Source organism: Phnomibacter ginsenosidimutans, from assembly GCF_009740285.1.
Classification (GTDB): domain Bacteria; phylum Bacteroidota; class Bacteroidia; order Chitinophagales; family Chitinophagaceae; genus Phnomibacter; species Phnomibacter ginsenosidimutans.
The window spans coordinates 4,273,381-4,293,888 of sequence record NZ_CP046566.1 but is presented as its reverse complement, the minus strand read 5'-3'; the positions used below and the strand labels follow the sequence as shown (position 1 = coordinate 4,293,888).

The following is a 20,508-nucleotide window of genomic DNA, read 5'->3' as shown; positions in this document are numbered from 1 at the left end:
CTGCAAACTACATACTGCAAACTTTTCCTACATCCAATCCAAACTTTTACCAATTGCTTTTTGCCAACGCAAGTGCAAGTGATGGCGCAGGTCTTGCTGCATGGCGGGCTGCCAGCGTTTGTTGATTTGATGATTGGCTTTAAGGTCGTCTACGCTTTTCCAATAGCCCGAGGCCAGGCCTGCTGCATAGGCCGCACCCAAACAGGTGGTTTCATTCACCATCGGTACTTGTACTGGCACCTGCACCATATCGGCTTGAAACTGCATGAGCAAATTGTTGGCCGTCATACCGCCATCCACATTCAGTGCATCGAGGGTAATGCCGCTATCGGCCTGCATGGCCAGCAGCACATCTAGCGTTTGGTACGCAGTGGCTTCCAGCACGGCCCGGGCAATGTGTGCCTTGGTGGCATAGCCGGTGAGCCCGGTGATTACACCACGGGCATCGGCCCGCCAGTAAGGAGCGTACAAGCCACTAAAGGCGGGTACAAAATAGACGTCGCCATTGTCGGGTACGCTGGCGGCCAGTGTTTCTATATCGCTGCTTTTGTCGATAATGCCCAGGTTATCGCGGCACCATTGCACCAGCGATCCGGTGATGGCAATGCTGCCTTCCAGTGCATAGTGTACCGGCTGCTGACCCAGTTTGTAAGCCACGGTAGTAAGCAGGCCCTTGGTGCTGGGCACTATTTTCTCGCCGGTGTTCATGAGCATAAAGCAACCGGTGCCGTAAGTGTTTTTGGCCTGGCCGGGTTCAAAGCAAGTTTGGCCCACCAATGCCGCTTGCTGGTCGCCCAACACACCCATAATATTGATGCCTTTGAAAGCCCCCTGCTGTATGGTACCAAAGTAGCCGGAGCTGGGCACAATCTGCGGCAGCATTTGCCGGGGAATATTGAGTGTTTGTAAAATCTCATCATCCCAATCCAGCGTTTCCAAATGCATGAGCTGGGTGCGGCTGGCATTGGTCACATCGGTTTTGTGTTCGCCGGTTTCCTTCCACAGCAGCCAGGTATCCATGTTGCCAAAAAGGGCATCGCCTTGCTCTGCCGCCTGCTGCAATCCATCCACGTTATCCAGCAGCCATTTCAGTTTTAAGGAGCTGAAGTAAGTAGCAAAAGGAAGTCCTGTTTTTTGCTGCCAGGCATTGTGGCCCAGCTGTTCGTTCAGCTGTTTTACCAAATGTTCGGTGCGGGTATCTTGCCATACAATAGCGTTGTAGTAAGGCTTACCCGTATGCTTGTTCCACACCACGGTGGTTTCTCGTTGGTTGGTAATGCCAATGGCCACAATATCTGTTGCCAGCAAGCCTTTGGTAATGAGGGCTTCTGCAGTTACAAGTTTTACTTTGCTGGCTATTTCTTCGGGGTCGTGTTCTACCCAACCTGGCTGCGGAAAAATTTGCTGGTGTTCTTGCTGGGCACTGGCTACAATATTGCCCCCCATATCAAACACCATAAATCTGCTGGACGTGGTTCCCTGATCAATTGCTGCAACATACCGCATGGCCTATCGTTTTTACTTTTAGAAAAAGAAAGATAGGGAAAACCATGGCGGGAAAAATGCCTGCTCATGCGCCGCATCAATCATCCATAATATCGGCGAGGGTTTTCTTTTCGAGCACACCAAAATGGCGTCTCTGGCTTCGGCCATTACACCTTTGAGGCCGCAGTGTTTTTCATTGCAACCATCGCAGGGTTCGTAAAAGTGCAGGCTTACACAGCTGAGCATGGCAATTGGTCCGTCTACCAAGCGAATGATGGTAGCCAGTTTGATGCGGGAAGGATGCTTCGCCAATTCATAACCGCCATTGCGGCCACGATGGCTGATGAGTAAACCTTCTTGTTTCAGTTCGTGCAAAATGTTTTCAAGAAAACGAAGCGGTATCCCTTTTTCTTCGGCAATGAGCGGAATGAGCGTTGGTCCTTTTCCGTAATTCACAGCCAGTTTCGACAATGCCTGAAGGGCGTATTTGGTTTTTTGAGAAAGCATAATGGTAAGCGCTGTTCACAAAGCTACTGTTAATTATCATGCATATTGTTCACTTTTCGAGTGAACAATTATATTTGCTGCTCAAACCGTATCAATCATGAGCTTAAGACTTGGCGACATAGCCCCCGACTTCAATGCCAAAACCAGTGTTGGCGATATTAATTTTTATGAATACCTCGGCAGCAGCTGGGGCATCCTGTTTAGCCACCCGGCAGATTACACGCCTGTGTGCACCACCGAGCTGGGCCGTACTGCACAGCTGGCCGATGAGTTTGCCAAGCGCAACGTAAAAGTGCTGGCCGTGAGTGTAGATGATCGGAAAAACACAAAGGCTGGATAGGCGACATCAACGAAACACAGCATACGAATGTGCAGTTTCCCATCATTGCCGACGAAGACCGCAACGTGGCTACTTTGTACGACATGATTCACCCCAACGCCAGTGAAAACTTTACTGTTCGCAGCCTGTTCATCATTGGTCCTGATAAAAAAGTAAAACTCATCATTACCTACCCTGCCAGCACAGGCCGCAATTTTGTAGAAGTGTTGCGGGTGGTAGACAGTCTGCAGTTGACAGCACAATACAGTGTGGCTACACCGGCAGATTGGAAAGATGGTGAAGATGTGATTGTGGTGCCCGCTATCAGCACTGCTGATGCCATTAAAAAGTTTGACAAAGGTGTGACCGAAGTAAAACCTTACCTGCGGTATACGCCACAGCCCAATAAATAATCCATCACATCCCACGTACACACATTTATCAAAGCCGATACTGGAAACAGTTCGGCTTTTTTAATGCAAGCCCATGAGTTTTATCATATCAACGTGGTATTTTGGCGAAGTACTTTTATGCCCGAATTGATACCATAACCAAATTACCATACCATGTTCCAATTTATTAAAGACTTACTCTTACCCTCGGATGATCCAACCACCGCACAAACCATTGTATTTGTAGCTGCCGCCATTACCGGTGGCGTATTGCTTGGCCGCCTCAAAGTAGCCAAGGTAGGCATCGGTGCTGCCGGTGTATTGTTTGTAGGCTTACTCATGGGCCACCTCGGTTACAGCCTGCATACCGAAACCATGCATTATATCAGAGACTTTGGCCTCATACTTTTTGTATATGCAGTGGGCCTTCAAGTGGGCCCATCTTTTTTTGCATCACTCAAAAAAGACGGGCTGGTGATGAATGGCATTGCCATAACAGCTGTTTTCATCAGTTTTTTAGTGGCCTGGATTATCATGCGCAGCACTGGTACTACTGCCGAAAATATGGCAGGTATTATGACTGGTGCCGTTACCAATACGCCCAGCCTCGGCGCTGCTAAAAGTGTGCTGAAAGAAGTAGCGGCTGTAAAACAAGGCACCTATGCCGACCCCGCCAACGGGTATGCCATTGCCTATCCCTTTGGTGCCGTGGGCGAAATTTTGCTCATCATTCTTTTCATGAAAATTTTTAAAGTAAAAGTGAAAGATGAGCAACAGCGGTTTGAAGAAAAACGACAGAAAGACTACCCGCACCCCAGTGTGGTAAAATGCCGGGTAACCAACCCCAACGCTTTTGGCAAAACCCTGGGCGAACTGCTGAACAAAGAGAGCCTGAAAGATGTGATTGTAACCCGCATTAAATGCAGCGGTACAACCAAAGTGAGTACACCCACTGCTGATACAGTGCTGAAAGAAAGAGACGTGCTGATGCTGGTGGGCCTACCCGATGATGTAGATGTGGTGGTAACCATGCTGGGCCGTGTAAGTACCGACAACTTCATTACCAGTGATGAAGAAATTGAAAGCCGCGACATTACCGTTACCAAAAACAACGCTACACAAAAGTCGTTGGCGCAACTCAATATGGAGTCGGCATACGGTGTAAAAGTCACCCGCATTTTCAGGGGTGGTATGGAGCTGATAGCCACCCGGGATTTTGTGGTACACATGGGCGATACACTGCGTGTAGTTGGCCCCGTAAGTGAGTTGAAAAATGCGGAACAATTTTTGGGCAATAGCCGCCACCGGCTGGCCGAGCCGGAACTGGCCACCATTTTTGTAGGCATCATTCTCGGGCTCATACTGGGCTCTATTCCGCTGGCCATACCTGGCTTGCCCGTACCGGTAAAACTGGGTATTGCAGCCGGTCCGTTGCTGGTGGCCATCTTCATTAGCCGCTATGGCGGTGTAGCGCATTTACACAGCTACATGAACCAAAGCGCCGCCTGGTTTATGCGGGATTTTGGTATTGCGTTGTTTTTTGCAGCCGTGGGTATCAATGCCGGTAAAACCTTGTACGAAAGCTTTATGGCCAACAATGGTTGGATGTGGCTGGTATATGGTATGGCCATTACTTCCATCCCTGTCATTTTTATAGCGCTGGTAGGCCGGCTCGTTTTCAAAATCAACTTTTTACAAATAGCCGGTATGATAGGTGGCACTTACACCAGCCCGCCTACACTGGCGTTTTGCAACGGTTATTTCAAAGGCGATGTACCGGCTCAGGCTTACGCCACCGTGTATCCGCTGGTAACCATTGCCCGCATTTTGGCGGCCCAATTGTTTATTCTTTTGTTTTTACAATAGCCCGGTAAGCTTGCTATAAACCCCCAACACCTGTCGGTCTTTTCCGGCAGGTGTTTTTTATGGCGGCATACTGGTTCTGTTAATTTCTTGACCGCATTGGCACCGCTGGCTAAATTTGTGCCATGCGTATAGTTTGGATATGTATGGTCAGCTGCCTGCTGAGCAGCACCGCCTGGAGTCAAGATGCTCAACAGCTGCACGAAAACGGTGTGCGGTACCTGCAGCAAAATGATTACGGCAATGCCATTATTGTATTGAAAAAAGCGGCCGAGCTGGAACCGGCCAATACCGAAATCGTCAACGATTTGGGCTTTGCTTATTTTTTGGCCGGCCAGTACAAAGTGGGCTACGATTTGATGCGCCCCATGGCCGAATCGAAAAATGCCGACGACCGTACTTATCAGATTACGTGTATGCTGCTGCGGGGTGGTCGCAATATCAAAGAAGCGGAGCTCGTGTACCGCATTGGCTTGCAAACCTTTCCCAAAAGTGGTGCCTTGTATGCCGACTATGGTGAGTTTTTAGAACTGGTTCAGCCCGGCGCCAACGCTGGTATTGTGTACTGGGAAAAAGGCATACAATTCGACCCGGCATATCCTGGCAACTACTACCACGCAGCACGGTACTATGCAGAGCAAAACGATCATTTTTGGGCGGTGATATATGGTGAGATTTTTGTGAACATGGAGAGCTACAGCACCCGCACTGTAGAAACCAAAAACATTATGTACGACAGCTACAAACGCTTGTTTGCTTTTGGGTTGGAAGCCAGCAAAACCGCATCGCCTTTTCAGATAGAAGCGTCGAAAATGTTGCTAAAACAAGAGCCTCTGGCGAGCAATGGCATCAACCCCGAAATACTGACGGCCATGCGTACCCGCTTTTTGCTGGATTGGTACAATAGCCCTTTGGCCGCTAAGTTTCCATTTAAAATATTTGAACACCAACGTCAATTGCTGCAAGAAGGGGTGTTTGATGCCTACAACCAATGGCTGTTTGGCAGCGTGGCCAATTTGAATGCCTTCCAAAACTGGACAAAAACACATCCGGATGAGTATGTTAGTTTCAACCAGTTTCAACGCAACAAGCTTTTCAAAATGACCGAAGGTCAATATTACCATTAGGTCATCAACCTTATTTTGGCATCTTTTTTGGCGAACAAAAGCAAGGCAATTTTTGTCTTGCTTTTTTAATTCCATCATCTCAAATACTTAAACGTTTATGAAGAATCAAGCATTGACTGCTTTATTGGCTGCCGGCTTGCTAATGACCGCCTGCCAAAGCGCCCCCGAAGCCGACAGCGCCAACACCGGCGAAGCCACCGCTGCTGCCAGCGGTACAGGTAGCACTTTTACCGTAGATACTGTAGGCAGCTCCATTGGCTGGATTGGTACCAAGCAAAATGGCCAACACAACGGTACATTTATGCTCAGCGGTGGTAGCCTTACCATCGACAGCAGCAACAACATTGCCAGCGGTTCATTCACCATCAATATCGGTTCGCTCAATGTGCTCGACCTGCAGGGAGAAGACAAGGGCAAACTGGAAGGCCACCTCAAGAGCCCCGACTTTTTTGACGCGGCTACATTCCCTGCTGCCAAGTTTGAAATTGCCAGTGTAGCAGTGTATGATTCTGCTACTGCTACCAGCAAACTGGCCGGTGCCACACATATCATTACAGGCAACCTTACTTTGAAAGACTCTACCAAAAGCATTGCTTTTCCTGCCATCGTTAACATCGATTCGGCCAGTGTAAGCACTACAGCCGATTTCAACATCGACCGTACGCTGTGGGGCATGAACTACAAAGGACCCAACAATCCTGCCGATTGGTTCATTAAAAAAGAGGTAAACCTGAAGCTCAATATCAAAGCCAATAAGGCCCAATAAGCTGAGCTTTCCCATCCATAAAAAGACCATCGTTTGTGAAACGGTGGTCTTTTTATTTTTTACAGCTCTTGCATTAACCATCGGTTATCAGAAAAGTACCTGCAATTGCTGGCGCTTTCGTTCAATTCCCCGAATTTTCAGCCTTAAACGATTGCCCCATGACGACGAATGGCTTGCCTACCCGCCTGTTTGATTTATTACCCCATCGCCTGGAACGGTTTGGAGATTATACCTTGCTGGCGGCAAAAGAAAATGGTGACTGGAAAACATATTCAACCCAACAGGTTCAGGAAATAATTGATACGCTGAGTGCCAACCTGCTGAGCCTTGGCCTGAGTGCCGGCGATTACAGCCCAACCGGTGCCGATAAAGTAGCCATGCTGAGTGCTAACCGGCCCGAATGGGTGTTTGTTGATTTGGCTTGTCAGCAAGCAGGCTTGATTCTTTGCCCGATTTATCCCACCACAAATCCACGTGAGTTAGAATTTATTTTCAACGACGCAGAGGTAAAATGTGTGTTTGCCGGTTCGGAAGATTTGTATGAAAAAATCATCAGCGTATCACCGCATGTGCCTAGCCTCAAACATATTTTTTGCTTTGATGAAGTAACAGGTGCTGCCAGCTGGACACAGTTGCAGCAGCAGCCTACAGCAGCAAGCAGCAGCCGCTTTGCAACAAGCCAAGCAACCTATACAGCCGCACCATTTGGCCACTATTATTTATACCAGTGGCACCACCGGTGTTCCTAAAGGTGTAATGCTATCGCACCACAATATTTTGAGCAACGTTTTCAACTCTGCCAAGAGTTTTCCGTTCGATAATCAGCCCGGTAAAAAGGTGTTGAGTTTTCTGCCGCTCAATCACATTTTCGAAAGGATGATTACCTACATCTACACCTTGAGTGGCATTAGTATTTACTACGCCGAAAGCCTTGAAACCATTGGTGAAAACCTGAAGGAAGTGCAACCCACCGGCTTCACCACAGTGCCCCGGCTATTGGAAAAAGTGTTCGAAAAAATTATGGCCAAAGGGCAGGAGCTCAGCGGCACTAAACGCAAGCTGTTTAACTGGGCGGTTGATTTGGGTTTGCAGTACGATAATCTGCAATCGAAAGGTTTGCTGTACAATGTGCAGCTGAAGCTGGCCAACAAACTCATTTTTAGTAAATGGCGTGAAGGACTTGGCGGCAATATTGAATTCATCATAACAGGTGGTGCCGCTTGCCAGGAGCGATTGCTGCGCATTTTTAATGCGGGAGGCATTCCGGTGTTTGAAGGCTATGGCCCTACCGAAAACAGCCCCGTGATTTCGGTAAATCGACGCATGGAAGGCCAAACCAAATTTGGCACCGTGGGCCCCATTATTGAAGGGCAGGAAGTGAAGCTGGCCGAAGACGGAGAAATATTGGTAAAAGGCCCCAGTGTAATGCAGGGCTATTACAAGCGCCCCGATCTCACTGCTGAAACCATTCAGGATGGCTGGTTGTTGACAGGTGATATTGGTGTGTGGGAAGAAGTGAAAGGTGTTCGCTTTTTAAAAATTACCGACAGAAAGAAAGAGCTGTTTAAAACCAGTGGTGGTAAATACGTGGCGCCTCAGCCTTTGGAAAACAAGTTGAAAGAATCGCCTTTCATTGAGCAAATCATGATTGTAGGTGCCGAGCGAAAATTTGTAGGTGCGTTGATTGTACCGGGCTTCCCCACCCTGCGGGAGTGGATGCGGCATCAGGGCATCGCCTTTACCACTCCGGAAGAAACTATCCGACACCCAAAGGTGCTGGCACATTACCAGCAATTGGTAGAAACATTCAACACCTTTTTCAACCATGTAGAACAGGTGAAAAAGTTTGAACTGTTGCCACAAGAGTGGACCATTGACACCGGCGAACTCACCCCTACTTTGAAGATTAAAAGGAAGGTGGTGATGGAAAAATACAAGGACGCTATTGAGCGGATTTACGCTTAATTGGGCGTTTTTCGAGACCGAATCCGGACTATTTGTACAAATAGTCCGGTTTTTTTTATGGTCCAACAATGACCTGTGCGATTTTCTATGTATCTGTTTTTATCACCGTAAATGCATTCATAATCAATGGTTTAGACCGACGAATACCAGAACCCGCCTTTTGTTGCAACTGTAATCGTTCCCCCAATTTCGTCGAATTTTTGGAGGAAAAACATCGATGTTGTAACAAGTTGTGCAAAAGTTGTTAATTTCGTTCTACTACTTTTCAAACCCATGAAAGAAATCTGCCCGGCAATTCTCATGTCTGGTTTGCTCATGCTGTCTGGCATAGCGAACAGTCAATCCACTTCTGCTATTGTTTCCAATGCTGCCGGATGTGATACCATTAATTATCCAATTCCTTCTGGCTGGGGCCGTTCCAATTATGCCATTATAGATGGCGCCAACACAGGTTACAGAACCGGCACCAATACCTATGGCGACAAAGAAAAAGCTCACTTTTTTGATTTGTCTGCAACAGCCAACACCTACATCACCCGTTGCTATATCTATTTTGCCAAGGCCAACAGCATCAATCAAGCGGGGTTGAATAAAACCATCAACATCAAAGTGTATGATGGTACGAGCAATACTCCGGGTGCCTTATTGGGCTCTACCAGTACTACGCTGGAAAACATCAGGATAGATGTTCTCCTCAACGATAAAACCGATATCTATTTTCCTGCCGCCATTAGCTTACCCGCTTCTAAAAAGTTCTTTTTATCAGTTGATTTTTCATCATTGAGTTGGCCCAGCGATTCTTTGGCCATTTATTCATCATTATCGGGCCGCACCCCCAACTATGCTTGGGAAAAATGGTCGGATAATAGCTGGAATACTGTGCCCTCTGAATCGGGCCTCAATTTGAGCTTGTACATGAACCCCTTTGTGAGCACCAATACTACATGCCAGTTGGTACAGCCTGTAACCATGGGTGCCTTTACCGGAGAGCTTAACAGCAAGGGGCATCAACTGCAGTGGAGCACGTTTGCAGAACAACACAATAAGGGCTTTTATGTGCAATATGCTGCTGATGGGCAACATTTTGAATCGGTTGGTTTTGTACCAAGCAAAGCACCCGGAGGTAATAGTACAGCACCGCTGCATTACCAGTTTACCTACCAACCCAGCATAGAAAGTCAGCAAAGCCACTATCGGTTGATGCAGGTAGATGTAGACGGAAAAACCAGCTACAGCAAGCAAATAGCATTGCGCAACAGCAATTTGAGCTCTGCTGTCATAAGCAGAATGCTGCAAACAGCGGGTTCAGGACAATTAAAAATAGAATTCAGCAGACCATTGACAGGCAATTTCCAGCTTCGCACCATTGATGCTGCGGGCAGGGTAATGCGCCAACAAACGATACAAGCCGCAGGACAGAGCAATGTTACAGTCAATACACAAGGATTGGCTAAAGCCCTGTATGTACTGCACATGATAAATGAACAAGGACAATTAATTGATTCTGAAAAATTCTGGATAGAATAAGCATGCCTTCGGGTGGCGCCATACCCAGCCATCCGCACAAGCACCCTTTCGAAACCTTGGCCCTTAACAAGATACCCAAAAGAAAGGAAAGCTTATGTTTACCCAATCTTGGTTAAATACCTGGAAAGGTATTGGCCAACTCAACCCTGGAAAGAAATACAGCCAGTATTGGCTGCTATTGGCTATTGGCCTTATCGGCCAAGTTGTGTCATTTGCTCAGCTGAGCACCGGAGATGATTTCAACAGAGGTTTAGAAGACAATGCCCTTACGGGTTACACATTTACTGGTGTTGCTGCAGGCGCCACTGTAAATAATACCTCTTTGCGCACAGGTATAAGAGGCCTCCAAACCAGTAATGGTAGTACCTCTGGTAGTTATATTCGGCATACCGGATGGACAACTTCGGTTCCTGCTGGCCAATATGTGCATGTACTAGCTTGGGGAAGAAGCGCCAGTGGTACTACAGGCAGAAAAAGAGCCGGTGTAACGCTCGGTGGTATTGACTATGCCGCTTCTACTGATTTCAATATTACCACTACATGGCAACGGTTTACTTTTGCCCGGCAAAACTCAGGTATTTTAGCCCTTACAGCCAATCCATTTGTTAGAGCGTATACCAGTTCTACCTCCAGTATTACACAATACCATGATGACATGGTAATGTATGTGAGTAATTCTCCAACCACAGACGTTGTGAAACCTGTAGCGCCATCATGTTTGAATGTTGTTCGGACAGCGTCTGATGCTATACAAATAAGATGGAGCAACGGTAGTGATGCTGCAACCGGCGTTCAGGGTACACTTGTTTTAAGAATAAATAGTACCAGCGGTACGCCAACCGCACTAAATGATCAGGGCACTTATACCACCAGTAGCACAGCTGCAGATGGTGTACGTACAATCGGCTCTTGGACTATCATTGCCAACCTTGCACCTGGTGAGGAGGAGTATGTAGACAATACAGTAGCTTCAGGCCAGAACTATCGTTATACTATTGCTCATTATGATTTAGCATTGAACTACTCTGCATACGCAACTCCCGTAAATGCGAATGCAAGTGCTCCGGCTGCTACCTTGGTACCACGCATTTCTCAAAGTATTTCCAATCTTACCCGTCCAACTGGCGGAACATTCCAACCTGGGGACTCTGTAGAAATCAAAGTGACGGTAGACTACGCCTCCAGCACTCCTATTTATAACCTGAAAGCCAGAATTTATATAGACCCGAAGTTTACTTACAAGAACAACTCAATGCGGGTAAAAGACAATAAGGGGTTTGACTTTTCTGATCCTACAGCACCTGGTGCTTCTCCGTGCGGCACGGCATTTACAGGAGCCAGTGGAAATATAAGCGGACTTACGGATGCCGGTGGGGATGATATGGGTAATTACAACAGTGTTGGAGGGTATGCTGATATCATGTTGGGTGAGAAACCAACCGCTACTTCTTTTGCTTCCCTTGAAGCTGGTACCAACGAACGTTGGGGTGGTAGAGTAATTGGTAGCGGTGCAGGCACAACAATACCTAGTTATTATAACGGGCGTTCTATCGTAGTTGCTTCTATTGCCGTTATTATTCCATCCACAGCTACTATTGGCGATGTATATGATATTAGTTCAACTACATTTTACAGTTATTCAGAGCTTGCCACTGCAAGTCAAATGTTAAGTTATAATATCAATAGCTCAGAAAACAGCGAGTTGTTTACACAAATCGTTGTAAGTGATCCTACGTTGCCTGCCTCTTACTCCAGTCGCGGCGCCAATCTGTTTTCAGCTTTTGACAACGGAACTTTTGGCGGCGGCACCAATATCGATGGGCCAGGGTCATTAACAAGTTCTGCTCTTACCAAAACCACCATTGCTACAGGTGCGCCTGGTGATGGCTTCTACTCCATTTCTAAAAACACTGCCGGTAATCAGGCGCAAACAAGCAATGCCATTGCCATCAACCATGCCGATAGGGTATTTACTCACTGGTATGTTGGTGGCGACCACACTGGCACCAGCGATGCTACAGGTAATTTAGCTGTTGCCACCGCCGACTCTGGTGGTTACATGCTCATTGTAAACGCAGATTATGTGCCTACAAGGGTGGTTGAACAAACTATCACCGGATTGTGTCCCGGCACATTCTACAACTTCAAAGCGTGGTTCAAAAATGTATGTCCAAGTTGCGGTGTAAACTCTTTGAATGGTCAAAACATCCGCAATACCAACCCCGCAGATACCGACCCTCGTCGTCAAGGCGTTAAGCCAAGCCTTACGTTTGATGTAAACAATCAGGCATATTATACCACTGGCCCCATTGATACCAGCGATGGTTGGATTCAAAAACAGTTTGTATTTGCCACCGGAGCAAGTAGTGGTGATTTTAATTTTAGTATCCGCAACAATTCACCCGGTGGCGATGGTAACGACTGGGCGATTGATGACATCAGCATCATTACCCGTGGACCGAGTGCCAGCGTAAACGTTGATGCAGACCCAGTTATCGATCCGGAACCATCGGCCTTTTGTATTGGTCAGCGTTTCCAAATTATGGGCAACTGGATAGAATCTACCGGAGCTTTTACGCAATACGACGCCTATCAATTTCAATGGGCATATGGATCAAACGGGCCCTGGAATGCTGTAACACCAGTGATGGAATTGCCAACGCCAAACGACCCGTACAATCCGACCAATGGTCGAATAGATTCTGCAGTTACTGAATCATTTAATGATCCTAACCGTGAAGTTTATTTCCGGGTTGTAGTCGCTACTCAGGCTTCTAATATTTCTTTGGCAGATGCTGCTCCTTGCCAGGTTACAGCTTATAACAGTGCAGTTATTCAAATTGGCTCTTGTGTATTGCCTATTAAACTGCTGCGGTTTAAAGCAGCAAGTTTTGGCCAACAAGTACTGCTCAACTGGGCTACTGCCGATATCGACAGATTACAATATTTTGTTATTGAAAGAAGCACAAATGGTGTTGATTTTTCTCCAGTTGAAAAAGTGAACCCCAACAGTTTCGTAAGCAAATACCAATACCAATTGACTGATTTGCCACAATCCAATGCTGACAGATTGTGGTATCGGTTGAAGATGGTTCACCTGAATAATGAAATTACTTATTCTGCTATTGAGATGGTGGGTTGGAAGAAAACAGCTATCTCATTAAACATTCAACCGAACCCAGCAAAAGACATGATTCAATTGAATTGGTCTGGTGTTAAGCAAAATCAGAAAGTAAAACTGAGTATCAGCAACGCAACCGGCAATGTTATTCATACTGAAACGATAACTATTCAGAACGGACCAACACAACAACTTCGCTTACCGGCACATATGGCTGCAGGTTTGTATTTTGTTCAGGTAGAAGATAACGCAAATGGATTTAAGCAGTCAATAAAATTGAATAAGTTGTAATTAATGCATTTTAAATAGGGTTTGTTTTAGCATCAAAAAAAGCTCAGGTGTCTGAGCTTTTTTTTGTTGTATCTAAGTTGTGTCTTAATGCTGATGCGTATCTCCGGGTTGGATGATTTTGAATCCTGTTTTTTGTTTCGATTCATCTACAATTTTCTTAGCGTCCTCCAACAGTTTTTTAGCATCATACACTATACCATCTTTGATAGTATATTTTACACCACCCTTTCTGATAATTTGATTATCCGCCGTCAACTCTATTGCTCCGGTGCCATACAAGACTTGTAAATTTTTCAAAGGATTGGCATCCACCAAAACGATATCTGCCAACTTTCCTTCCTCCAGCGTTCCCAAATCTTTTTCTGCACCCAATGCCTGAGCACCATACAATGTAGCCGAACGAATTACTTCTAATGGGTGGAAACCCACTTCCCGCAAGAGTTCCAGCTCTCGGATGTATCCAAAGCCGTAGGTTTGGTAAATGAATCCATTGTCTGAACCGGTTGTTACACGACCACCTCTGTTTTTATATTCATTTACAAATGTCATCCATAACTGATAGTTTTTCTTCCAGGCAACCTCCTGCTCTGTTCCCCAGTTGAACCAGTAAGAACCGTGACTAATTCTGCTCGGTTCAAAAAATTTCCATAACGACGGCAGGGTATAATATTCATGCCATTCGGCTCTGCGGGCTCTTTGCAAATCTCTGTTGGCATCATAAATATTAAAGGTGGGATCTAAAGTAAAATCCAAGGCTAACAATCGATTCATTACCTTATTCCAATGATCACTATAAGGCGCTGCTGCTTGCAGCCATAGTTTTCCAGCTTCTTCAAATCGATGTTCTTCGTTGCTGTAATTGTAATCGAGTGGATATTGCTGAATGGTTTTATCGGTAAACAACGCTTCTGGCAAACCATACCAGTGTTCCATACTGGTGAGCCCTGCTTCTGCACTGTTGAGTACGTTCCATCGGGCCACATCCATTTGCGCATGGTGCATACAAGAACGAAGACCCAGGCGTTTGTTTTCTCTGAGTGCTGCATCCATCACTTCTGGCCGGGCACCAAAAAATTTAATACCGTCGGCTCCTTTTTTTGCATTCTCATTTACCCAAGCCTTTGCCTGTTCTGCATTGGTGATTGGGGAAGCACTACCCTGCCCAAATGCAGTGTATGCATAAATACGAGGTGCGGTAATTTTATTTTCGGCGCTTTTCCTTTTCTGATCCAGCACCCACTCTAAACCGTTGCCACATGAGGGTTCACGGATGGTAGTGATACCATGTGCCATCCATAATTTGAAAACATACTCCGCTGGTGTACCCTGACCACTTCCGCCTATATGGCCGTGCATATCAATAAAACCAGGCATGGCGTACATGCCTTCACAATTCAGTTCCTTTCCACCCGCTTTTAATGGTACCCGTTTTGCAGGATCCGATTTTACACCCGGATATCCTGCACTAGCAATGCGAACAATCCTGTTTTGTTCAATCACTATATCCATAGGGCCTTGAGCTGGTGCTCCTGTACCATTGATAATGTTTACACCCCGCAAAATCAATTGGGTGTAGGGGCCCTCACCTTCCTTTACTTCAGGCGCCTTCGGGATAGGTTGTGCAACAATGATGGTTGACATCAACAGCACAAATACAAATAACGTTGCTTTTCTCATATAGCATTTTCATTTTTCCAGTTCAACAATCATTTCAATTTCAATGGCCATGCCATTGGGCAATGCATTGGTGCCAACAGCACTGCGGGCATGTCTTCCCTTTTCGCCAAATACGGCTACCATCAAATCACTAAAGCCATTCATCACTTTCGGTTGATCGCCAAAGGTGTCGGTACAATTCACCAGACCAAGCACTTTTACAATCCGTTTCACTTTACTCAAATCACCAATTGCCGATTTCAAAGTGGCCAGTAATTGTAAACCAGTGAGCCTGGCAGCATCGTATCCTTGCTCGATGGTTAAGGTTGCTCCTAGTTTTCCTTTGATGGTTTCACCCTGTGCATTGGTTGGCCCATGACCTGAAGTATAAAGTACGTTTCCCACTTTCACCCATTTTACATAATTAGCAATGGGTGCTGTAGTTGGCGGTAGCGTAAAACCAAGTGCGGCTATTTTTTCTTCCGGGGTTTGTTGTGCACTTACCCTAAAACTGCTGATTAGCAAAACGAGCAAAAATACCGGTAGTCTCATGGGCGGATAATTTGTTAAAAGATAGGGGCAAAACGCTACCCAAATACAGGGAGCAAAGGATCAAAAATGAACCGCTTGAGAATTCGATATTTAAACGCCTTTCGGGGTGTTGTAGGGGTTATTGTATTCTGAGACGTTTAAAAATACCTATTTTTGTATTCAAGTTGTTGTATTTCAATGAGTTATAAAATCGTCATCTGTTCAACTGCCGCATGACGTTTTTGGGCTGTTTTTGGTCATTTTCCAGTGTTTTTTGTAAAAAGAATCGGGAAGGCATAAAATATGCCTTCCCGATAAATTAAATCTGTGGAAATGAATTATCGCCCCATGTATACCATCAGAATTTGAACATCGCTGGGGTTAACACCACTAATGCGGCTTGCCTGTCCCAGAGTAGCTGGCTTAATTTTGTGAAATTTCTGCCGGGCTTCGTTACTCAGTGCGTGTACTTTATTGTAATCGAAGGTTTCCGGAATCTGCAAATCTTCTAGCTGTGCCATACGGTTCACCAGCTCTTTTTCCTTTTCGATGTAGGTTTCGTACTTCAGCTGTATGGATGCCTGCTCCAATGCCTCTGATCCAAAAGACTGCAATGCTTCAGCCAGCCTAGGAACCGCTTTCAGCAGGTCATTCATTTCTACATTTGGCCTCAGCAAAAGCTTTGCCGCTTTGTATTTTTCAGGAATTGGAGACGAACCAATGCTCTCGAAATAGGGATTTATTTCTGTAGGATCCACCCCAAAACTGTTCATCAATTGCTTGATCTCGATGGTTTCTTGCTGCTTTTGCTGCATCAATGCATAGCGTTCGTCGGTAGCCAGTCCCACTTTATGGCTCATTTCGGTGAGGCGTAGGTCGGCATTGTCTTGCCGAAGGAGCGTTCTAAACTCTGCCCGGCTGGTAAACATGCGGTAAGGCTCGTCCGTTCCTTTGTTGATGAGGTCATCAATCAGCACTCCTATATAGGCATCGCTGCGCTTCAGCTGGAAGGGCTCCTGCCCTTTTGCCTTGAGGTGAGCATTCATACCAGCGATCGATCCCTGGCATGCGGCCTCTTCGTAACCCGTAGTTCCGTTGATTTGGCCAGCAAAAAACAGGTGTTGAATCAGCTTGGTTTCAAGCGTATAGCGTAGCTGTGTAGGTGGAAAATAGTCGTATTCGATGGCATATCCGGGTCTGAACATGCGACAATTTTCAAAGCCAGGCACCATTCGAAGGGCTTTCATTTGCGTTTCTTCGGGCAAAGAGCTGCTGAAACCATTCACATAAATCTCTACGGTATTCCAGCCTTCGGGTTCTACAAAGAGCTGGTGGCGGTCTCTTTCGGCAAACCGGCTGATTTTATCTTCGATGCTGGGGCAATAACGGGGGCCAACACCCTGAATTCTGCCTTGATACATGGGGCTTTTATCGAAGCCTGTTTTCAGAATCTCATGCACGGTTTCGTTGGTATAGGTAATCCAACAGGGTATTTGTTTCTCCGGACGAATCTTCGGAACGTTTAAATAAGAGAATCCGGTGATGGTTTCATCACCATCCTGACGCTCCATTTTGCTATAATCTAGGCTTCTGCCGTCTATTCTGGGTGGTGTTCCTGTCTTCAAACGGTCGGCTTCAAAGCCCAATTCCACCAACTGTTCGGTAATACCTGTAGCGGCTTTCTCTGAAATGCGGCCGCCGCCCAGTTGTTTTTCGCCAATATGAATAACCCCATTCAAGAAAGTACCGCTGGTAACGACCACAGATTTCGCTGCAATATGATGGCCCAGACCGGTAATTACACCGTGGCAGCGGCCATCTTTTACCAGCAAACCCTTCACCATATCCTGATAAAAGTCCACATTGGGCGTTTCTTCCAGCATTTGACGCCAGGTAGCAGCAAACAACATGCGGTCGTTTTGAGTACGGGGGCTCCACATAGCAGGGCCCTTACTCCTGTTCAGCATCCTGAACTGGATCATGCTTCTATCCGTCACAATACCACTATACCCGCCCAAAGCATCAATTTCACGCACAATCTGTCCTTTAGCAATGCCACCCATAGCCGGGTTGCAGCTCATTTGGGCAATGGTTTGCATGTTCATGGTAATGAGCAGCACCTTGCTGCCCATATTGGCAGCCGCGGCGGCCGCCTCGCAACCGGCATGACCGGCGCCTACAACAATTACATCGTAATCTGGAAACATGCGGCAAAATTAGCCTGTGGAACCCAATACTATTGTCGAATCCTGATGTTCCACGTGGAACAAGCAAATATTCTTTGGTAGGGGGAAGCTGTATTTGTTCCACGTGGAACAAACTACTGGAAAGAAGGATACAAGGAAAGACATCGTTCTTCGGCAGCCCTCATGGCAATAATATCAGCTTTCTTTTTATCGCGGTAACCGCACAAGTGTAGCATGCCATGACAAGTAACCCGGATGAGTTCACTTTCGAAAGGAACCCCATGCAAAACAGCATTGTCTTTTACCCTGTCGATTGAAATGTAAATCTCTCCGATTATCTCTGACATTTTCCTGTTTTTTCTGAGATCAAAAGTGATGATGTCGGTATAATCATCGTGGTTAAGGAAACGTTGATTGATGTCCAACAAAAAGGCATCAGAGCAAAAAACATAGTTGAGCTGTTCCAGTGTATATCCTTCCCTGGCAGCCATGTGAGCTATAAAACCTTTGAGCTTTTGCTTCTGATTGTAATTGAGCCTTACATCGGCATAAGAAAAAGTGACAGCCATTTCGCTTTTGGAAAACAGGGGGTTATAGAAAGAAATACTTTTGCAAAGTAATGAACTCAATACTTAAGAAACTCTCCGAACTGGAACCAGGCGAAAAGGCTACGGTGCATTCCTTCAGCTCCAATGATATCTTTTTAAAACTGATGGAAATGGGTTGTGTTCCTGGTGAATCTTTACTGGTAGAAATGAGGGCGCCATTGGGTGATCCCATCTCCATTATGATTGCAGGCTATCACCTGAGTCTACGACTGAGTGAGGCAGAACATATTTTGGTAGAACCTTTTGTAGCCAACTAATGTCTGTATGAAAATTGGCTTGTACTTCGGCTCCTTCAATCCCATTCATAATGGCCATTTAATAGTAGCCAATATTGCCCGGCATACAACTGACCTGCAGCGGGTTTGGCTGGTGGTTTCACCTCAGAATCCCTTGAAACCATCAGGTACGTTGTTGAATGAATATCACCGCCTTCACTTAGTGAAACTAGCCATACAAGATGACGTACATCTGAAAGCATCGGATATAGAATTTCATCTGCCCAAACCTTCTTACACCATCGATACACTTACCTATCTTAAAGAGAAATATCCGCAACACGAATTTGCCATTATCATGGGTAGTGATAGTTTACAAAACCTCTCCCACTGGAAAAACTACCAGCAACTGATAGCGACTCATTCCATTTATATTTACGAGAGACCAGGCTTCCCAATTGTAAATGAAGTAGGCGCCAATATTCATACCATTAAGGCACCCCTTCTAGATATCTCCTCCACGCAAATAAGGCAGTTTATTCAGCAAGGCATTTCAATTCGCTACATGGTGCCCGATGCTGTTGCCACTGAAATCATGGAGAATAACTATTACAAAAATTAAATACATTAATATAATTATTAATGTATCTAGTGAAGGAAGAAACCCAAACCCAAACAGACCAATACAATGATTGGACTAGGTAGTTTTGTAAAACTCAATAGTAGAAAGGTTCCCACCATTACAGCAAGATTGGTCATTGCCACCGTTTGAAAAGAACCGATGGATATATCCTTCATTACATAAAATGAGGATGCAGCCATAATGCCCACCACCACTGCATTGATACCTTCCAAACTGCGGTAAACAACAGCATACTTTTTAAGGTAATTCCAAATAGGATAAAAGAACAAAACCAATAATACGCTGGGCAGAAAAATAAAAACCAATCCAGCAACACATCCTACAATCTGCCAACCAACACCCCATTTTCGCATGGCCATGCCGCCGTGAAATGCTGCAACTGAAAACACCGGACCAGGTATAGCTCTCACCATTCCGCTACCTGTCAAAAATTCTTCACTGGTCATGTACTTGTTCTCCCCTTTAGGGCGTACCACAAACTGCTCATACATAAGTGGTACTAGTACATCTCCACCGCCAAACACCAAACTTCCAAAACGGTAAAAGTTTTCACTCAAATTCCAAACCCGGTATTGTGGTTCCTGATGCCCAAGCCGCACCTGTTGCTTACGTGCCCATTCCGACATAAAACCTAACAGCACGAAGAAGACAACAAACAGCCAGATATTACCCCACGCAATCTTTCGCTTTTTTACTTCAACCTGTGGAATTCGCTTTTTACTAAAGTTGGTTACCACCCCGCCTGCTACCAAGAGTACTGGAAAAACCCACGGTGTTTTGAACCATAAAAAAGTGATAGCTACACTGACAACTGCAATCACAATCGTAATAAGATTATGAATGGCAATTCGCCCCATGCGTAAAGCTGCAAAAGCAAGAAAACCCACAGCCATGGGCTGAATGAACTTAAAAATATCAGCTTCTTTAGATTGCTGATCGAAATAGTGTAATAGAAAACTGAGCAAGCTCATTAACACGCCAGCAGGCAACACCCAAATAAAAAGAGTAAGCAAGCCCAGCAGCAAACCACCTCTTTTGTAGCCAATGAGTGTAAGCGTTTGTGTACTGCTAGCACCAGGCAACAATTGTACAAATGCTGTAAACTCCATTAATTCAGCCTCCGTTACATCATGGCGCTTCTGCACAAACCGACGAACCATCATTCCATAGTGACCCTGTGGCCCACCAAAAGCGGTGAGACTATGCACAAAAACCATCCGCAGAAAAGGTATATGACGGAGTAATTTCATGAAAAAAAAGCTGGAGGCTTTACCTTCAATACGTACGTAAATATACTGGCATCATG

18 protein-coding genes and 1 pseudogene are annotated in these 20,508 nt (G+C 45.8%); 12 read left to right on the top strand and 7 right to left on the bottom strand.

Going from position 1 to position 20,508, the window contains the following annotated elements:
* Positions 1-27: 27 nt before the first annotated feature.
* Positions 28-1,506 carry a glycerol kinase GlpK gene (gene glpK, locus GLV81_RS18650; protein ID WP_157480515.1) on the bottom strand — a complete coding sequence of 493 codons (1,479 nt, stop codon included), beginning with the start codon at positions 1,504-1,506 and terminating at the stop codon, positions 28-30.
* 18 nt (positions 1,507-1,524) lie between these two features.
* Complete coding sequence (locus GLV81_RS18645; protein WP_246186122.1) at positions 1,525-1,992, bottom strand: RrF2 family transcriptional regulator; 468 nt, start codon at positions 1,990-1,992, stop codon at positions 1,525-1,527.
* A gap of 97 nt (positions 1,993-2,089) precedes the next feature.
* Here GLV81_RS18645 and GLV81_RS21825 point away from each other — a divergent pair.
* From GLV81_RS21825 to GLV81_RS18610, 9 genes and pseudogenes are all read left to right on the top strand, one after another.
* Positions 2,090-2,430 (top strand): annotated as a pseudogene (locus tag GLV81_RS21825) (redoxin domain-containing protein); the annotation flags it as partial.
* Complete coding sequence (locus GLV81_RS21820) at positions 2,416-2,724, top strand: thioredoxin domain-containing protein (protein WP_425500020.1); 309 nt, start codon at positions 2,416-2,418, stop codon at positions 2,722-2,724. The pseudogene GLV81_RS21825 and the gene GLV81_RS21820, both read left to right, overlap by 15 nt.
* A 153-nt stretch (positions 2,725-2,877) precedes the next feature.
* Positions 2,878-4,569 carry a putative transporter gene (locus GLV81_RS18635; RefSeq protein ID WP_157480513.1) on the top strand — a complete coding sequence of 564 codons (1,692 nt, stop codon included), beginning with the start codon at positions 2,878-2,880 and terminating at the stop codon, positions 4,567-4,569.
* Positions 4,570-4,691: 122 nt separating this feature from the next.
* The gene (locus GLV81_RS18630; RefSeq protein ID WP_157480511.1) at positions 4,692-5,693 is read left to right on the top strand and encodes a tetratricopeptide repeat protein; all 1,002 of its coding nucleotides are present in this window, start codon (positions 4,692-4,694) and stop codon (positions 5,691-5,693) included.
* A 97-nt stretch (positions 5,694-5,790) separates the two neighbouring features.
* A complete protein-coding gene (locus tag GLV81_RS18625) occupies positions 5,791-6,459 on the top strand; it encodes a YceI family protein (protein ID WP_157480509.1) in 669 nt (222 codons plus the stop codon).
* Between the two features lie 158 nt (positions 6,460-6,617).
* On the top strand, positions 6,618-7,208 hold the full coding sequence (locus tag GLV81_RS20865) for an AMP-binding protein (RefSeq protein WP_246186119.1): 591 nt from the start codon (positions 6,618-6,620) through the stop codon (positions 7,206-7,208).
* Positions 7,165-8,424, top strand: coding sequence for an AMP-dependent synthetase/ligase (locus tag GLV81_RS18620; protein WP_246186118.1), 1,260 nt, complete (start codon positions 7,165-7,167; stop codon positions 8,422-8,424). The genes GLV81_RS20865 and GLV81_RS18620 overlap by 44 nt, the downstream gene beginning before the upstream one ends.
* 300 nt (positions 8,425-8,724) lie before the next feature.
* The gene (locus tag GLV81_RS18615; RefSeq protein ID WP_197428765.1) at positions 8,725-9,951 is read left to right on the top strand and encodes a hypothetical protein; all 1,227 of its coding nucleotides are present in this window, start codon (positions 8,725-8,727) and stop codon (positions 9,949-9,951) included.
* Between the two features lie 94 nt (positions 9,952-10,045).
* Entirely contained in the window at positions 10,046-13,363 is a 3,318-nt protein-coding gene (locus GLV81_RS18610; protein WP_157480505.1) for a T9SS type A sorting domain-containing protein, read from the top strand.
* An 84-nt stretch (positions 13,364-13,447) separates the two neighbouring features.
* Here the strand turns inward: GLV81_RS18610 and GLV81_RS18605 are convergent, their stop codons facing one another.
* The 4 genes from GLV81_RS18605 to ybeY all read right to left on the bottom strand — a co-directional run bounded on the left by GLV81_RS18605 (position 13,448) and on the right by ybeY (position 18,227).
* Positions 13,448-15,040 carry an amidohydrolase family protein gene (locus tag GLV81_RS18605; RefSeq protein ID WP_157480498.1) on the bottom strand — a complete coding sequence of 531 codons (1,593 nt, stop codon included), beginning with the start codon at positions 15,038-15,040 and terminating at the stop codon, positions 13,448-13,450.
* Between the two features lie 9 nt (positions 15,041-15,049).
* A complete protein-coding gene (locus tag GLV81_RS18600) occupies positions 15,050-15,571 on the bottom strand; it encodes a RidA family protein (RefSeq protein ID WP_157480487.1) in 522 nt (173 codons plus the stop codon).
* Between the two features lie 317 nt (positions 15,572-15,888).
* Positions 15,889-17,757 carry a tRNA uridine-5-carboxymethylaminomethyl(34) synthesis enzyme MnmG gene (mnmG, locus tag GLV81_RS18595; protein WP_157480484.1) on the bottom strand — a complete coding sequence of 623 codons (1,869 nt, stop codon included), beginning with the start codon at positions 17,755-17,757 and terminating at the stop codon, positions 15,889-15,891.
* 113 nt (positions 17,758-17,870) lie between these two features.
* A complete protein-coding gene (gene ybeY, locus GLV81_RS18590; protein WP_246186405.1) occupies positions 17,871-18,227 on the bottom strand; it encodes an rRNA maturation RNase YbeY in 357 nt (118 codons plus the stop codon).
* On the opposite strand from ybeY, the gene GLV81_RS20860 reads away from it, so the two are divergent.
* Genes GLV81_RS20860 through nadD form a run of 3 tightly spaced genes read left to right on the top strand, consistent with a single transcriptional unit; the run spans position 18,132 to position 19,181 of the window.
* On the top strand, positions 18,132-18,356 hold the full coding sequence (locus GLV81_RS20860) for a hypothetical protein (protein WP_246186420.1): 225 nt from the start codon (positions 18,132-18,134) through the stop codon (positions 18,354-18,356). The two genes, ybeY and GLV81_RS20860, sit on opposite strands and share 96 nt — an antisense overlap.
* Positions 18,356-18,601 carry a FeoA family protein gene (locus tag GLV81_RS18585; RefSeq protein ID WP_157480467.1) on the top strand — a complete coding sequence of 82 codons (246 nt, stop codon included), beginning with the start codon at positions 18,356-18,358 and terminating at the stop codon, positions 18,599-18,601. The genes GLV81_RS20860 and GLV81_RS18585 overlap by 1 nt, the downstream gene beginning before the upstream one ends.
* Before the next feature lie 7 nt (positions 18,602-18,608).
* Entirely contained in the window at positions 18,609-19,181 is a 573-nt protein-coding gene (gene nadD, locus GLV81_RS18580; RefSeq protein WP_157480465.1) for a nicotinate (nicotinamide) nucleotide adenylyltransferase, read from the top strand.
* 26 nt (positions 19,182-19,207) lie between these two features.
* Here nadD and chrA read toward each other — a convergent pair whose 3' ends face one another.
* Complete coding sequence (gene chrA, locus GLV81_RS18575; RefSeq protein WP_281350842.1) at positions 19,208-20,419, bottom strand: chromate efflux transporter; 1,212 nt, start codon at positions 20,417-20,419, stop codon at positions 19,208-19,210.
* Between the last annotated feature and the right edge of the window lie 89 nt (positions 20,420-20,508).

Bases quoted from the DNA above. Each gene is read 5' to 3' on its own strand.
- glpK (WP_157480515.1), bottom strand. From the start codon at position 1,506: ATGCGGTATGTTGCAGCAATTGATCAGGGAACCACGTCCAGCAGATTT.
- GLV81_RS18645 (WP_246186122.1), bottom strand. From the start codon at position 1,992: ATGCTTTCTCAAAAAACCAAATACGCCCTTCAGGCATTGTCGAAACTG.
- GLV81_RS21820 (WP_425500020.1), top strand. From the start codon at position 2,416: ATGATTCACCCCAACGCCAGTGAAAACTTTACTGTTCGCAGCCTGTTC.
- GLV81_RS18635 (WP_157480513.1), top strand. From the start codon at position 2,878: ATGTTCCAATTTATTAAAGACTTACTCTTACCCTCGGATGATCCAACC.
- GLV81_RS18630 (WP_157480511.1), top strand. From the start codon at position 4,692: ATGCGTATAGTTTGGATATGTATGGTCAGCTGCCTGCTGAGCAGCACC.
- GLV81_RS18625 (WP_157480509.1), top strand. From the start codon at position 5,791: ATGAAGAATCAAGCATTGACTGCTTTATTGGCTGCCGGCTTGCTAATG.
- GLV81_RS20865 (WP_246186119.1), top strand. From the start codon at position 6,618: ATGACGACGAATGGCTTGCCTACCCGCCTGTTTGATTTATTACCCCAT.
- GLV81_RS18615 (WP_197428765.1), top strand. From the start codon at position 8,725: ATGTCTGGTTTGCTCATGCTGTCTGGCATAGCGAACAGTCAATCCACT.
- GLV81_RS18610 (WP_157480505.1), top strand. From the start codon at position 10,046: ATGTTTACCCAATCTTGGTTAAATACCTGGAAAGGTATTGGCCAACTC.
- GLV81_RS18605 (WP_157480498.1), bottom strand. From the start codon at position 15,040: ATGAGAAAAGCAACGTTATTTGTATTTGTGCTGTTGATGTCAACCATC.
- GLV81_RS18600 (WP_157480487.1), bottom strand. From the start codon at position 15,571: ATGAGACTACCGGTATTTTTGCTCGTTTTGCTAATCAGCAGTTTTAGG.
- mnmG (WP_157480484.1), bottom strand. From the start codon at position 17,757: ATGTTTCCAGATTACGATGTAATTGTTGTAGGCGCCGGTCATGCCGGT.
- ybeY (WP_246186405.1), bottom strand. From the start codon at position 18,227: ATGGCTGCCAGGGAAGGATATACACTGGAACAGCTCAACTATGTTTTT.
- GLV81_RS18585 (WP_157480467.1), top strand. From the start codon at position 18,356: ATGAACTCAATACTTAAGAAACTCTCCGAACTGGAACCAGGCGAAAAG.
- nadD (WP_157480465.1), top strand. From the start codon at position 18,609: ATGAAAATTGGCTTGTACTTCGGCTCCTTCAATCCCATTCATAATGGC.
- chrA (WP_281350842.1), bottom strand. From the start codon at position 20,419: ATGGTTTTTGTGCATAGTCTCACCGCTTTTGGTGGGCCACAGGGTCAC.